Genomic DNA, 14,633 nt, shown 5'->3' on the forward strand with positions numbered 1-14,633 from the left:
TTTTATTCAACCGAACCTACTGTTGCTTTGAAATAAAGTTTGATCATCTTCTACCTTCGATTTTCCACAATAGCACCCTTTTTGGGAACACTCCGTGAGATTTTTTGTTGATCTTCGCAAATCCACACCTTCCTATAATTAATATGTTGCATTCTTTTCAAATGCTTTTATGCCAATTAAATTAACTGAACAACATAAACCTTATTTCAGTTGTATCATTATTCACTTCTTAACGCTGTCACAGGGTCTTTTTTGGCTGCCATCTTAGAAGGTAAAAGTCCGCCAATCAATGTCAAAACAATACTTAGTGCGATTAAAATACCGGCATGTAATGGATTTAAATGTGCCACATTATCAAAATCTGTCAGATGATAAATGATCTTATTTATTGGAATTGTTAATAAATACGTAATACCAACACCAATAATGCCAGAGGCAGCACCAATAATAAATGTTTCGGCATTAAATAATCTGGAGATATCTTTTGTTCTCGCCCCAAGAGCACGCAAAACACCAATTTCCTTTGTTCTTTCTAGAACAGAAACATAGACAATGATCCCAATCATAATCATCGAAACAACTAGTGAAATAGAAGCAAATGCAATCAATACGTAACTAATCATATCCACGATTGAACCTATCATATTTGTCATCATACTAGCCATATCAGAGTATTCTATTTTCTTATCCTCGGAGACTTTTTCATTCCATTTATCCAAATAAGATTTTATTGAGTCTTTCGCATCCAAATTCATAGGATAAATGGAAATAGATGTTGGAATAGAAGATGCTCCAAGCATACTTAACATATTATCTTTAGTAATTTGATTTGATCCTGTTTCCTCACTTAACAATTCACCTGTTAAGACATTATAATCTACCGAATCCTGTACTTTAACGATTTCAGACTCTTGGGCCTCTGCAATTAAGTCTTGTGTTAACTGGTCTGAATATACAATACCACTAGGTAATTTAGAAACAGTTGCATCCTCTTTTAATCGAATGACACCAGAAATCTTTAAGGTTTTGCCCTTTTCATTTTTATAAAGATTTGACAAGTCTGCTGGGTTCCCATTTACCGCAAAGGTATCTCCTGATTTAATATAATATAGGTCATTGGGAAGTAACTTATATTCAGAACCAATCACGTCTTTTAGTGAAATTTCTTTTCTATCGAACCCTAGTTCTTTTAAGGCAGTTTCTTCAATTCGGTTATATTCATCTACCACTAACAGTAAGTCTGTTTCCTTTGAAGGGAACGAACCTTCTAACAAGTCAAAATTCTTTTCTAGATATGCAGTTGAATCAGAATCATGATCTGACACTGGATAAGTTGTAAAACTTACATTATTCATATTTAACTTCGTTGCGACATTGTCTTCTGTTTTTAGAATAGGTAGTGAAACAGATCTTGTTGTGGAAATTCCATTTATATACTCTTCATCAATTTTATTCACATAATCAATATATTCAGAAGATAATACATTCTCGTGTATTTTCTGCCCCGATGTTTCTTCCTTTGAATTATATGCAATTATTGATTCCTTGTTTGAATATTCTTTGGTTTCCTCGTTATCTACTACCACTGGTTGTGTTGGAATCGAGGTCACTTTACCATTACTTATGGTAATGGGATAACCTGACACAATTTGTGATTCATATTCCGAAATTTTTTCGCTGAAACCATTGGAAAGTGCAAGCACTAGTGCCACTCCGATGATTCCTACACTTGATGCAAATGCAGTTAATCCTGTACGCCATTTCTTTGTAATCACATTTCTACCGGAACTTTTTAAAGCTGTCAAAAAACTCATACTTGTCCTTTTTAATTGGTAGTCATTCGAATGTTCTACCTCTTGGTAAGGGTGTGAGTCATTCTTTATTTGTCCATCTGAGAATTGGATAATACGATCTGAATACTCTTCAGCTAGTTCAGGATTATGAGTGACCATAATAACCAGTTTTTCTTTTGCTATTTCCTTAATCAATTCCATAATTTGAACACTTGTTTCAGTATCTAATGCTCCAGTTGGCTCATCAGCTAATATAATTTCGGGATTATTAGCGAGCGCTCGTGCAATTGCTACACGTTGCATTTGGCCACCGGATAATTGATTGGGTTTTTTGTAAAGGTGAGGTTCCAGCCCCACCTTTACTAATACTTCTTTAGCTCTATTGCGTCGCTCTGCCGAGTTAACGCCACTTAAAGTCATCCCCATTTCCACATTATCAATGACTGGTAAATGAGAAATAAGGTTATAGTTTTGAAAAATAAAACCAACAGTATTATTTCGATAAGCATCCCAATCTTCGGCTTTAAAAGAAGTACTTGAGCGCCCATTAATTTTCAAGTCACCAGAAGTATATCGGTCTAAACCTCCAATTATATTTAAACAGGTCGTTTTTCCTGAACCACTAGGACCTAAAATAGAAACAAATTCACTTTTGCGAAATGCAATATTCACCCTATCTAAAGCAACTTGTTCAAAGTTTTCTGTTTTATAAACTTTACTTATATTGACTAACTCTAACAAATTTCATTCCTCCTTCTTCTCTTACTGTAAAGGAGAAATATAAACTGAAAATAAACTTTTATAATTAATAACTAATAAAAAACTATGACCGACTAAACTCCCCGTTCGTTAAAGAAAAAATCCCGCAATCACAGAATTTAATCAAACTTTATTACAAATGATCAATCTTTATTTTAAATAATCGAACTTTGTTTTAAATGATCAATCTTTTTTATAAAACTACACCATGAAAACTAGTTAATCACCAACAGCTGGATCTCCTTCATTTTCTCTTTCCCCCAAGCTTTGGACGAACCTTAATAAATATCCGTCTGGGTCCATGATTAAAAATTCCTTCTGACCTACTAATTTAGTATCTGCTCTATACCAATTCTCCTGAATTTCTATCTTAATCAGATACTGATACATTCTTAGACTTTTATATATTTCGTTAATATCACTTACCGTTATTTGAAAGTTAATTCCCCTCCCAAAAGGATATGATAACTCCCCAGTCTGCCAATAGCCATTTATCTCTTCAATCATAATTTGACAGTCGTTTAGTGATAACATAGCGAACTTATCTTCTGGACGTTGATACTCTAACTTAAACGAGAGAATGTTTAAATAAAAATTAAGACTTTTATTTATATCTGAAACTGATAACTCTGGTACTAATGAATTTAGTCTAAACATCATATCTATCTCCATTTCCAATGTTGTTAGCACCCTCTATTCTATATCATTCCTTATTGAATTATCCTGCCCCTATAGTTGCATAAAGAAAAAGCTGCTTTAATAGCAGCTCTAACTTGACTTACGCACATTGCTTATTTTATTTTTCTCATTATTTGAATCAAACAATAGAAAATACCCCAAGGCAAAATATAGGTTGTGATAATTTTAAAAGCAATAACAAAAGAATATAAATCATTGTTTTCTATAAAGAAATAAGACAAACCAATTAAAACTATGGGGTAAATTACAAATTTATATTTAAGAAATAATCTAGGTGTATTATCTTTTAATTTTATTACCGCGAATAACTAATTGTTTTTCCTTATCCATTTTTAATTCCTTCCTTTAGCTTTGATTTATGTAATTCTACACGTATCAAGGATACTCCTCTTCACCTAACCTGCCCCGTTAGTGCCATAAGAAAAAGGCTGCCTCAGCAACCTCTCTTATTAAAGTAAAGCACCTATAACTAAGCTACTCATATTAGCTGGTATTGTTGAAGAACTTTATATGAAAGAATTCATATATCAGTATTAAGATTACGTGTCAAGTTAGTTAAACTATTGATTGATAATATACCGAAAATTTTCGATGTATGAAGCGTTCACTCTCTCCACTCGCCGTAAATGATCGTAAAAACTAAAAGAAAATTTAAAGATGTGTCCAAAATCCCAATTATTCTGGCTATAGTCTTTTGTCCAAAACTTGTACTCGGTTGGTAAAAATTTCGAACGGTCTGCCTTTTGTAACGGTAGATAATCAACTGGTGAGATCAACTTTATGGAATCACCTGGTTTAACGTGGAGACTATTTCGAAGAACTTTTATCAGTTTGAGAAGAGGTGGTAGACCTCTCTTGAAAAATGAAATGTGGCCTAGGTCAAATAAAATGTTCAATGCATGAGAAAAAGTAATCATATGACCAATCAAGTCATGGTGTGATTCTGCTCGATATATGATTGGGAAATCCGATAATTGTTCTAGCACAAAATACGAGAGTTCATTTGCATTTTCAATTATTGGAATGTAATCTTCTTTTGTTATTTCCAACCTTTTGACTTCAGAAGCCGAAAAGCCAATCCATGAACGTCCTGGAATTGTTTTTTCGAATGAGAGAATGAGATTGGAAATTCCTAAAAGATCGTCACTTGATCCCCACCCTTTAAGTTCACGAATGGCCAATAAACTTACTGCACTATAAATAACGTTATGGCCAACCCAGTGGAGGTGATCGATTGTTTTATCAAGTGTCTCAAGTATGATGTTAGCAGCTATTTCTAAATCGCACCCAGAATGGTACTGTTTCCTATTCATCACACAATTTTTTTCTATCATAGCTCTCGACTGCGAAAATATGTTATGTGACAACTTTTTAGCCAGGCCATTATCCTTAACAAAAAAATAACTAGCAATAGCTGCAGCACCAAAATGGGCTTGCCAAATGTCTCCTGTTTCCTTTTTGCATTGGGAAATGATTGAAAGCCCCTCCCCCAGAATTCTATTATCCATCTCTTTCTAATAATCACCTTCAATTTCATCATTTATTATATATTATGATTTAATCGTTAATTATCCAAATATAAAATAAATCGACTTTCAAACTCAATCCCCCCCTTATCTATTGAACTACACAATATTTTCAACTATACTGCCGCCCCGATAGTTCCATTAGAAAAAGGCTACCGCAGCAACCCCTTATTGAAGTAAAGCACCCGTTAGTTCAAGTAGGCACTAGTGCAACTTTTATTTATTTATCTACTCCTGCATCTATTTTCCAGCTATTTTGCAACTTCCGGATATAAATGATCTGACCAATGTGATATGCGTTATGAGTTGACACATTTCCGAGTATTGCCCACCATTTCACGTGTCCAGGATAACCATTAACTTCTCTCTCAACTTTTTCTTCAGATAATAGCTCTTGCCAACGTAAAAGCACCTCTAATAGTTGTTTTTTTAAGTCAGCAAAAGTATGATTTTCAGGAATAATAAAGCTGTTATTATTATTTCCTATTGAAGGCACAGCATCAACGTGAGATTTTTGGTACCTTGTTTGCCATGTTTGATTCCAATATAGTAGATGCTGCACAATTTCAGCAATACTATTACTTTCTTCGTTTGGCTTCCAAAATGCATATTCCTCAGACAATCTTTCTACTGAATCTGAAAATGGTAGGTACCAACTTGGGTCATTAGCATTTGCCAACAACTGATTCGATAAAACATCTTTTGCATGAACCATAACAAACACTCCTAATTTTTATAGACTGTTTTTCCTAAATCTTAAACAATGTCATCTTATTATATTCTACATAGTATATTGATTGTCCTGTTCTTATTAAGCTAATCTGCCCCTTTAGTTCCATAAGAAAAAGCTGCCTTAAAGACAGCTCCGATCTTCAGCTAACGCACCCGTTAGTTTAAGTACAATATTGCACAATGTTCACATACAATAAAGTTGTTTAATCTTAATACTCTAAACACACATAACAGCGTTCTGAAATGGAACAGTGTTCAAAAAATAGTTGTTTTAACTTTCTTCGTCCTATATTCCTTTTTCTTCTCAACCCAGTAAAAGCACTCTTTTCGATTCTTTATCACTATTTGGGGTTCAGCCGACATTTATTTCTTTAGCTAATTCTTAAGAGAAGATGAAGGAGTTTTGAAGTTCCTGAGAAAAGAGATTCATTTCGTGAAATAGAAAAACCCATAGAAAATACCATCCTTCCAGTATATTTCTACAGCAAGAATAGCGTTTTTTTGGTTATGGGGATACAAATTCACCTTAGCTTATGGCGATGGGACAGCTTCAACATAAACTAAAATTATCGATGTTAGAATTTTTTTCTAATATTTTTTTAAGCAGGCCGAGAAAAATAGTTCGTTGTATACGAAACATTTTGTAAAACGCTTTAAAACATCGCATTTATAACCGTTCTTATGAAAAATATCTATATACCCTTTCTCATCTCTTATAAAACGTCCTTGATCTAACCAGTTCATAATGATGTTACAAAGAGGCTTATGCTGGTATATGCAAGGCTCAATTGCAATGACTCTCCCATTTGGTTTTAATACTCGCTTAAATTCTTCCGTATACATTTTTATGTCAGCACAAGAGATGTGATGTAACACGGAAATAATAAGAATATAATCAATACTTTCATTTTCAACTGGCAGAGAATATTCTTCTAAAACTTTGAATTCATAATTTGAATATAGCTTTTTCGAATACATAACTCTTTTTTGGTCAGGTTCTACTCCCATATAACGTTCAGGAGAAAATAAAGTGCAGTTTACCCCTGTACCGGAACCGAAATCTAAGACAGTTTTATCATTAAATTCAAATTCCTCTTGTAAGTAAAGATGTATATACTTCTCTGTAAACCACTTAGGACGTACTAAGTTATGATATAATTGCGGAAAAAATTCAGTTAAAATACGCCCTTCACCAACTTTCGCTAAGATTTCTTAATTAAAATTCCTTTCTTCATTCAAAATTATGCAAAAAAGCCAAATATAAAAATGGCTTTCCTATTTCTATAATGGTGGAATATCTACATAACTTTCTGATAATAAATGAGTACTAACGATGATTTTCGAAAACTTGACCAACCCGTTCTTTTGATAGACGCTTGTAGAGCATTTCTAATATGTATACTTGTAGATGCTTCATACCGGAAAATAATTTCCAATAGACTTAACCTTGGCTTTAGTTGACCAATATAACTTAAAATAATAACCTTTTTCAAATTTTGGACAACATGTTCATATCATATCTCGAGCAATAGTGGAAAATATAATAAGACCTTCACCTCAAAGAGGTGAAGGTGACGGAACTTTCGAAAAAATACTAAGGAAAAATTTCTTGTTTTTGCACTTTTAGATTCAAACTAAATAGAAAACCCATGTTCCTCTGTACTTGTTAAAGATTTATTAATTGTTAGTTCATGAATAGTAATTTCCGGTCTGCTCCCTATACGAATATTAAACAAGGTTTGTCCAAGTCCCTCATTGATATAGAAAACTTTCCCTTGGTAATGAATAAGCCCCTTAATTAAGTTTAGACGAACAAGTTTTCCAAACTTTCTTAAGTGGTACGGTTTCGGCCAACAAATTTGACCGCCATGAAAATGTCCAGCAAGTAGATAATCAAAGTGGAACTTTTCCATTTGTAGAACAAGGTTGGGATCATGAGTTAAAACAAGTCGATAACCTTTTTCTATCAATCCATTATATGCTAAGCTTAAGTTGCTTCTTTTTGTATGGTAATCATCAATTCCGATAATATAAATTAAGTTTCCTTCCACAAAAATCGTATCATTCTGATTTTGCATCGTTTTGATATCATATTGTTCAAACAATTCCTTTAAACGTCCAAAACTGTCCTCTCGTAAAATATAATCATGATTTCCGAAGACTGCATATATGCCATATTTTGGATTAAGTTGTTGTATTACTTCTAGATAAGGAATTATTTTAGGAATACTTTTCGTTCGATCTAAATAGTCGCCCGTTAAAGCAATTAAATCAAAATTCTCTTGCTTTAATTGATTATATAGTTTTTCCGGAGAAATCGATAAGTTTTCTAAATGCATATCTGATAATTGAAGAACGCGTAGATTAGAACTGTTGGGGGTAGACACATTTGCAGAAACGGGAGCTACGGTGTTAACGATTGCCTCATGTGTATTTTTATTCGCCCTATATATAAAATAAACGAGAAATATCAACATAAAGAATAAAAAAATCAAACTATTTCCTCCTTCCTTTAAATCAGTATAAGGATTGAGAAAAAGAAAGTAAAATGAAAATAAAGGAAGTTAAAACGTTCGTAAGAACCAGACAGCCGAGGGATTAAATTGTTGATTGAGTCCTTCAGGACTTATCAAGACTCCCGTTGAAGATTGACAACTACATAACTGTGTCAGGAAAGTACTCCTACTTTTTGGCTAGCTCTTTCTTGGAGAGCTTGTGGAGACAAAGATCGTTGTCAGTTCCTGTGAAAAGAGTAAGTTCGTCTGAAATCTCACGAGCACATAAAAAAACACCAATCTTTCCATGATATTACAGAAAGAATAGCGTTTTTTTGTTTTTGGGGTAATGATTTGCCTTAGCTTGATGGGTATTTGGCGATACCCCTATTAGAAAAGTAAAACCTTCTTAAGTATAATGGCATAGTTTTAAGGGAGAAATAGAAACGATGGACAATATATTTACACTAGCACTTCAACGTGGCGATGAAATACTAGAAAGAAAAACCCGCTACGACTCCATAGTAGTAGAACATAACTGTATGCTGTTAAAAGCACAAAATCCACATGTCGTGCTTTTTCATGAAATCATGGATTCGTTCACGATGAAAGCAGGTTCTATAAAATTAACCATTCCTATAGGCAGTTATACGATTGCTTATTATTGGAAGGATCGCCCTTATAATCTCTACATTTGGAGGGATAATGAAGGGAATTATCTAGGTTCCTATTTCAATATTGTAAAAAATACATATATGACGGATAGATTGGTATCCTTTGAAGATTTAATCATTGATATTTTGGTTCTTCCTAATGGGAATTACTTTATTTTGGACGAAGATGAGTTACCTGTGCCATTAGACCAATTTGAGAACGGTTCTGTTAAACAAGCCCTAAACTCTTTACTTAATTCCATCGATAGTCTTCTAACACAAACCATTTCAGAATCAGTGAAACTCTATAAACATTATGACCTTCTTCCATGGTTGAACAAGAGATGACATTGGTTTTGATTCTTTGAATTTCACTACACGAAAACCATTACCATAAACAAAAAGCCTACTTACTGAAGTAGGTTTTTTGTTCTCACTCACTCACCATCAGCTTGAGCCGATAGACTGTCGGAAAGAACCTCAATGTTCTTGGATACCTTCGCACTGTATGAGTAATCACCGTAGCAATATGGATATCGGAAATTCTCTTTGTCTCCCCCGCAATCATAGAGCGTGGGGTTTTTTTCTACCTGAAGCATGGAGAACTTCTTCGCAAGCTCTTCATTATGCTTGCCCCCTTCATTAGCAACGAAATCAATATAACCAATTCCCATGTTATATGCTTGAATGATCGTGGCAAAATCCACGCCCTTTTCATTGCCATATTCATTGATCCTCTTAAAATGTTTTACCCCATACTTAATGCTTTCCGTTGGATCTGTGATTGTATTTGGATCAAGCCCCGCTGACTCGGATGCCTGCATTGGGTCACCGCCCCGTCCTCGGCTTTCCTGCTGCATCAAAGCAATCAATGTCGAAGTATGCTCCTCTAGTCCGTACTTAGCCAACTCGTCACGTAGAAGTGAACTATACTTTTTCACGTTCGCAAAAGAATCAAGCGTATTTACTGATGTGGAAACATTTTCGGAATAGGGGGTTTGCATGATTTCCTTTATGAGCAAAAATACGAAAATCAGGATAAAAATGACAAAAAAATTCTTTGATTTCTTACGTTTCTTCTTCACATTCTCTCTCCGTTATCTCTAAGTTATATATTTATATCTTAACAAATAGTAAGAGTAATAACTATTTAGAATACCAATTAATAGTTCAATAAAATGAGATTAATGAAATTAGTAATCAATCTTCCATTTCTGACCTTAGTGTCAAACCTAATGTACCTAAGCTCACTCACGTATATTTATTCGGACAATGAGACACCATATTGGTTGGAGGTGGTATGTATGGACAAGGAGATTGAAAAAGAAGAAATCCATGATGATAAAAAGAAAAAATATAGAAATGAGTTTGGGGCAGATCCTGATGAACAAGAAATGAATGGTCTGTATGGTATGTTGGAAACAGATTATGAAGATAAGCTTCACGATAAAGAAAAGTAAAGATTGGTATCTTTAATGTATGTTAAGCGCCTTATATAGCGTTTTTTTATGAGTTCATCCGTTATGAGCTTATTGAATCTATTCTAAAGGGTCGTATTTTGTTTCATATGAACTGATTTTTGAATATGCAAAAAAACGAAAACCCAGCAAGTCTTCGTTTTTTCCAAATTTGAATACGTTTGGTCACTAACTATTAAGGATACCATTAAAAAGGGAGTGACCTAATACAGTCACTCCCTTTGCTTAATTAGTATTGTGAAGATTGTCCGCCATCAATCGGAATGACTACCCCGTTGATGAACTCTGATTCCCCTGATAAGAGGAACGCGACTAAACGGCCGACTTCTTCAGGTTTACCGAAGCGTTTCTTAGGATTCACACTGACGAAATCCGCCATTGCTTCTTCCCAATTCTCTCCGCCTATTTGCCTGAATGAACCTTCTACCATCGCTGTTAAGATTACTCCTGGTGCAATGGCATTTATGCTGATTCCATATTGACCATATTCTATGGCAGCTGTTTTTGTTAAGCCTGCTACAGCATGTTTACTTGCAACGTACGCACTTTGGTTAAGCACAGCACGAATTCCACCTACGGAAGCCACGTTCACCACTGCCCCTGATCCTTGTTCTTTCATGATTGGCAGAATGTATTTCATACCATAGAATACACCATTGATATTGATGTCCGTTACTTTGTTGAAAACTTTGCTATCGTATTCAGCCATTGGGGCCTGTTTGCCTTCGATACCCGCATTATTATAGAATCCATCGACTCTACCATATTTGCTGACTGTTTGGTATACATAGTTCTTTACTGCTTCTTCATCCGATACATCTGCAGTAATCAGAAGCACGTCGGATTTTGGTGCAATTTCTAAGATTAATTTTTTTGTCACTTCCAAAGATGCATCGTTTAAATCAATTAATGAAAGTTTAGCCCCTTCTTTAGCCATTTCCAATGCGGCCGCTTGTCCTAAGCCTGATCCTGCCCCAGTAATGATTACAACTTTGCCATCGAATCGATTGCTCATGTCAAAACTCCCTTTTTAAGTTATCGAAAATCTATTTGATTATACTGATTACCCCTTAAAGCTTAAGAATCCATCATCAACAGGAATGACTTGTCCATTAATGGCATCCGCTTTTTCAGAGAACAAGAAGGTTACTACTTCTGCAACTTTTTCTGGCTGAATCAATTTTTTCCTCATATGGAGTTGTGCCAAACTGTCCAGGAACTCTTGATCGTCACCAATGATCGGTGTTTCGATAAAACCTGGTGCCACACCGACAACACGAATCCCATATTGCGCAAGTTCAATTGCTCCAGATTTGGTCATGGCGATGACTGCAGCTTTTGCAGCATGGTAATTAAAGCTGCCAATAGAAACCATCGTCCCATATATTGAGGCTGTATTAACGATCGTGGCGCCTGTTACACCAAGCTCCACCATTTTCCTTGCTGCATAATACATGCCATAATAAACGCCGTGTTGGTCAACATCCACGACTCTGTGGTATGACTCTGGATCCATCTCCAAAAATGGTTTTACTAGTCCAATTCCAGCGTTGTTGAAAATGCCATTGATGGTGCCATGATTGGCGATTGCAGCTTCGACCATCGCTTCCACTTCTTCCGCTTTAGCTACATCGACTTTCACAAAAGATGCCGTGCCTCCCTTTTGTTGAATGATCTCCGCAGTTTCCTTAGCCGCAACATCATTGTAATCAGCCGCTACGACAATAGCTCCCTGTTCAGCTAATTTATATGCCGTTTCCTTTCCAATTCCGCTGCCTGCTCCTGTAATTATTATGACCTTTCCTTTTAAACTCATCTATTCGTCCCCCTATAATAAAGTTTTTGCTGATCAGATTAAAATGGCCCCGCCGTCGATTACAAGTTCTTGACCCGTAATGTGGCTGGCAAGATCGGATACTAAGTACATCATTAGATTTGCAATTTCCTGCGGTTCGGCATAACGGCCATCAGGAGTTGTTGCTTCCAGCTGTTTTCTAGCCTTTTCAGCTGCCGCGGAATCACCTTGACCAAATCCGCTTTCAATCGAACGCATCATTGCGGTATTGACCACACCTGGGCAAACGGCATTCACCCGGACACCATGGGGAGCAACTTCGACACCAGCTGTTTTCGTCATTCCAAGAACCGCATGTTTACTTGCGCCATATGCCACCATGTTTGGCGTTGCCAGTAAACCAGCTCCTGAAGCAGTATTCACGATCGCCCCGCTTTTTTGTTCAATCATATGGGGCAATACATGTTTCAAGCCCAAGAAAACACCGCGTACATTTATTGACATTAATTGATCGAAAACCTCAGCAGGATAGTCGATAAGCGGCATTATTTTGCCTTCCCACCCTGCATTATTCAGGAAAATATCGATTTTCCCATAGAAATCTATCGTTTTTTGAACATAATTTTTTATATCGTCTTCCTTTGTAACATCGGCTTTAACGAATTTCGCTTCGCCGCCTTTTTCTTTGATCTTATTTACCGTTAGCATGCCAGCCTCTTCGGAAAGGTCTACAACAACCACCTTGGCTCCATTTTCTGAAAGTGTAATAGACGCTGCCTGGCCGATACCCCCGCCGCCACCGGTAATAATTGCTACTTTTTCTGTAAAATCAAATGTTTGCATAGTATTCTCCCTTTCTCCCTTTGATCTTCGTGATGATATTCTTTATTGAATACGGTTACATCATAACATTATCTTTGTCGATTGTCGACAATTTAGTTTTAGAGTCAAAGACTCTACATCACTCCACGATTCAAGGCTTCATGAATTTCACTTTTTGCTTTAATGAAATCGCCTTCGAGAATGGCCTCAATGGACATTTTTAAACTAAAATGAAAATTTTCCATTGTTTCTATACTCCATTGACTTTGGGCAAAAACCATGAGGATATGACTGGCCTCTTCAAAAAATCTTGATAATGCTTTGTTTTCAGCGATTGAAAAAATATATCGAAATATCTGTGTTGCCCTTTTTTGATACTCGATTACATTACTTTTTTCACACTCATTCGTTGCACTTTCCAAATGCTTTCGTAATGATTGCTTATTTTCTGCGTGCCACTTCCCTTGGGAAAAATCAATGCCCATCTGGATCAGCCCGATCGTAACATCATTATATTCAATGATTTCCTTTTGTGAAAATGGCTTGACGATCGTTCCCCGCCTCGGTATTCTCTCAACAATCCCGTCAACCTGCAATAGATAAAGGGCTTCGCGTACTGGTGCACGGCTCGTATTCAATTCTTTGGAAATGTCTTCTTCGACGATTTTCTCTCCAGCTTCTATTTCCCCTTCAATGATTTTTTTTAAAATGTGTTTAGCGATTTGTTGTGGCAGCGATTCTCCAAAATAAATGCCATCCGTCAAATTGGAAGTATTTCCAAACATCTTTCAGCACTCCTATACTTCTATAATTAATTTTAGTCATTTTAGTATATCATATTGATAGGAATTAACTTCCTTATAAATTTATAGCACCCGTAATGGAAACAACCAAAACGTCTTAAACCATGTCCTATGGGTAAAACCCAGACTGTTGACAAAGTTTTTTTCAGAAATCCGCTCCATTTTGTCGACAAACTGAGAGCCCGACTAATAGAAGGGCTCCATAGGCACTATATTAATCCACGAGCCTCGGTTTTGCCGGATCGCAGTTTGGCTTTTCTGTGTTTGTCGATTCAGCGAGTTTGGTTAAATAATAACATTCTTCACGCCACATATGCTCTGCCATTAATGGGGAAAGCGTTCCAAGAGCCTGTGCACTAAGCTCAAGTTCCTCCAATTCAAGCAGAAAGTGCTGAAAGAGTTTAATCTCCAATGTGACGTCCGCATTCATTTTTTCCAATGCTGGGAATGTTGACAAATTGGTTCGTAAATATCCAGCCATCTCAACCGCTTTTATATAAAAATCATTAAAATGTTTTTTATATTGGTCACTTTTCTCCTTTAATCTTTTTTCAACTTCATCCAAATTGGATGATATTGCACCTGCATGCCCTACCGCATCTAACAGCCAAATCAAATGATGCTGGAGTTCATGAAAAACCGGCGGCATTTGATTTGAATTGAAGTATTTCAATAATCTTAAATATTCTTCTAATTCGTTCACCATATGATTTAGGAATGTAGGTGAAAGATGTATTTTAATTTTACCTACCAGATGCTCTTTTAAAAGGCATAGCTTAAACTCACGAAGTCTTAACGCCTCAGATTCTGCCATGGCAGTAAGTTGCGAAATCTCCTCCGAATTGGCTTTACCAAGGAGAGTATCAAAAACTCGAATGAATTCTGAGGCAATATCAATGTTTTCCACTTCAACCGGAGCTAAAGACTCATGGATGAACCTGGCATGGTCCCCTAAGATTTGCAGCCAAAAACGATGCTCGAATCTTGCTGTTTTCTCCAAAAACTCGTTCATTCGCTCTCCCCCATAAATTAAGTTATCGAAAGCTCACTTATAATTTGTATTCTTAAATCTACAAAC

General features: G+C 35.9%; 14 protein-coding genes. 2 read left to right on the forward strand and 12 right to left on the reverse strand.

From position 1 onward, the window contains the following. Nucleotides 1-218 precede the first annotated feature (218 nt). From QUF86_RS19755 to QUF86_RS19775, 6 genes are all read right to left on the reverse strand, one after another. Nucleotides 219-2,534: an ABC transporter ATP-binding protein/permease gene (locus QUF86_RS19755; RefSeq protein WP_289335325.1), complete on the reverse strand. Its 2,316-nt coding sequence runs from the start codon at nt 2,532-2,534 to the stop codon at nt 219-221. A gap of 237 nt (nt 2,535-2,771) precedes the next feature. Further along, nucleotides 2,772-3,224, reverse strand: a complete 453-nt coding sequence (locus tag QUF86_RS19760) for a bleomycin resistance protein (RefSeq protein ID WP_289336260.1) — start codon at nt 3,222-3,224, stop codon at nt 2,772-2,774. Between the two features lie 587 nt (nt 3,225-3,811). Continuing rightward, complete coding sequence (locus QUF86_RS19765; RefSeq protein ID WP_289335326.1) at nt 3,812-4,759, reverse strand: hypothetical protein; 948 nt, start codon at nt 4,757-4,759, stop codon at nt 3,812-3,814. Nucleotides 4,760-4,997: 238 nt separating this feature from the next. After that, nucleotides 4,998-5,492 carry a DinB family protein gene (locus QUF86_RS19770; protein WP_289335327.1) on the reverse strand — a complete coding sequence of 165 codons (495 nt, stop codon included), beginning with the start codon at nt 5,490-5,492 and terminating at the stop codon, nt 4,998-5,000. Between the two features lie 605 nt (nt 5,493-6,097). After that, a complete protein-coding gene (locus QUF86_RS28660) occupies nt 6,098-6,718 on the reverse strand; it encodes a class I SAM-dependent methyltransferase (RefSeq protein WP_353957699.1) in 621 nt (206 codons plus the stop codon). A 425-nt stretch (nt 6,719-7,143) separates the two neighbouring features. Continuing rightward, nucleotides 7,144-8,004, reverse strand: a complete 861-nt coding sequence (locus tag QUF86_RS19775; protein WP_483313927.1) for a metallophosphoesterase — start codon at nt 8,002-8,004, stop codon at nt 7,144-7,146. Between the two features lie 449 nt (nt 8,005-8,453). Between QUF86_RS19775 and QUF86_RS19780 the strand changes: the two genes are divergently transcribed. Beyond that, nucleotides 8,454-9,005, forward strand: coding sequence for a ribonuclease FAU-1 family protein (locus QUF86_RS19780; protein WP_289335328.1), 552 nt, complete (start codon nt 8,454-8,456; stop codon nt 9,003-9,005). 89 nt (nt 9,006-9,094) lie between these two features. Here QUF86_RS19780 and QUF86_RS19785 read toward each other — a convergent pair whose 3' ends face one another. Then, nucleotides 9,095-9,742, reverse strand: coding sequence for a lysozyme family protein (locus QUF86_RS19785; RefSeq protein ID WP_289335330.1), 648 nt, complete (start codon nt 9,740-9,742; stop codon nt 9,095-9,097). Nucleotides 9,743-9,961: 219 nt separating this feature from the next. Here QUF86_RS19785 and QUF86_RS19790 point away from each other — a divergent pair, with 219 nt between their 5' ends. Further along, the gene (locus QUF86_RS19790) at nt 9,962-10,117 is read left to right on the forward strand and encodes a DUF4021 domain-containing protein (RefSeq protein ID WP_289316445.1); all 156 of its coding nucleotides are present in this window, start codon (nt 9,962-9,964) and stop codon (nt 10,115-10,117) included. A 247-nt stretch (nt 10,118-10,364) separates the two neighbouring features. Here QUF86_RS19790 and QUF86_RS19795 read toward each other — a convergent pair whose 3' ends face one another. The 5 genes from QUF86_RS19795 to QUF86_RS19815 all read right to left on the reverse strand — a co-directional run bounded on the left by QUF86_RS19795 (nt 10,365) and on the right by QUF86_RS19815 (nt 14,567). Continuing rightward, a complete protein-coding gene (locus tag QUF86_RS19795) occupies nt 10,365-11,150 on the reverse strand; it encodes a glucose 1-dehydrogenase (protein ID WP_289335331.1) in 786 nt (261 codons plus the stop codon). Between the two features lie 48 nt (nt 11,151-11,198). Next, nucleotides 11,199-11,951, reverse strand: a complete 753-nt coding sequence (locus tag QUF86_RS19800) for an SDR family NAD(P)-dependent oxidoreductase (protein ID WP_289316447.1) — start codon at nt 11,949-11,951, stop codon at nt 11,199-11,201. Between the two features lie 33 nt (nt 11,952-11,984). Further along, the gene (locus tag QUF86_RS19805; RefSeq protein WP_289335332.1) at nt 11,985-12,773 is read right to left on the reverse strand and encodes an SDR family NAD(P)-dependent oxidoreductase; all 789 of its coding nucleotides are present in this window, start codon (nt 12,771-12,773) and stop codon (nt 11,985-11,987) included. A 113-nt stretch (nt 12,774-12,886) separates the two neighbouring features. Next, nucleotides 12,887-13,537, reverse strand: coding sequence for a GntR family transcriptional regulator (locus QUF86_RS19810; RefSeq protein WP_289316449.1), 651 nt, complete (start codon nt 13,535-13,537; stop codon nt 12,887-12,889). A gap of 232 nt (nt 13,538-13,769) precedes the next feature. After that, nucleotides 13,770-14,567, reverse strand: a complete 798-nt coding sequence (locus QUF86_RS19815) for a DUF2935 domain-containing protein (protein WP_289335333.1) — start codon at nt 14,565-14,567, stop codon at nt 13,770-13,772. Between the last annotated feature and the right edge of the window lie 66 nt (nt 14,568-14,633).

It is taken from the genome of Peribacillus sp. NJ11 (assembly GCF_030348405.1).
Classification (GTDB): domain Bacteria; phylum Bacillota; class Bacilli; order Bacillales; family DSM-1321; genus Peribacillus.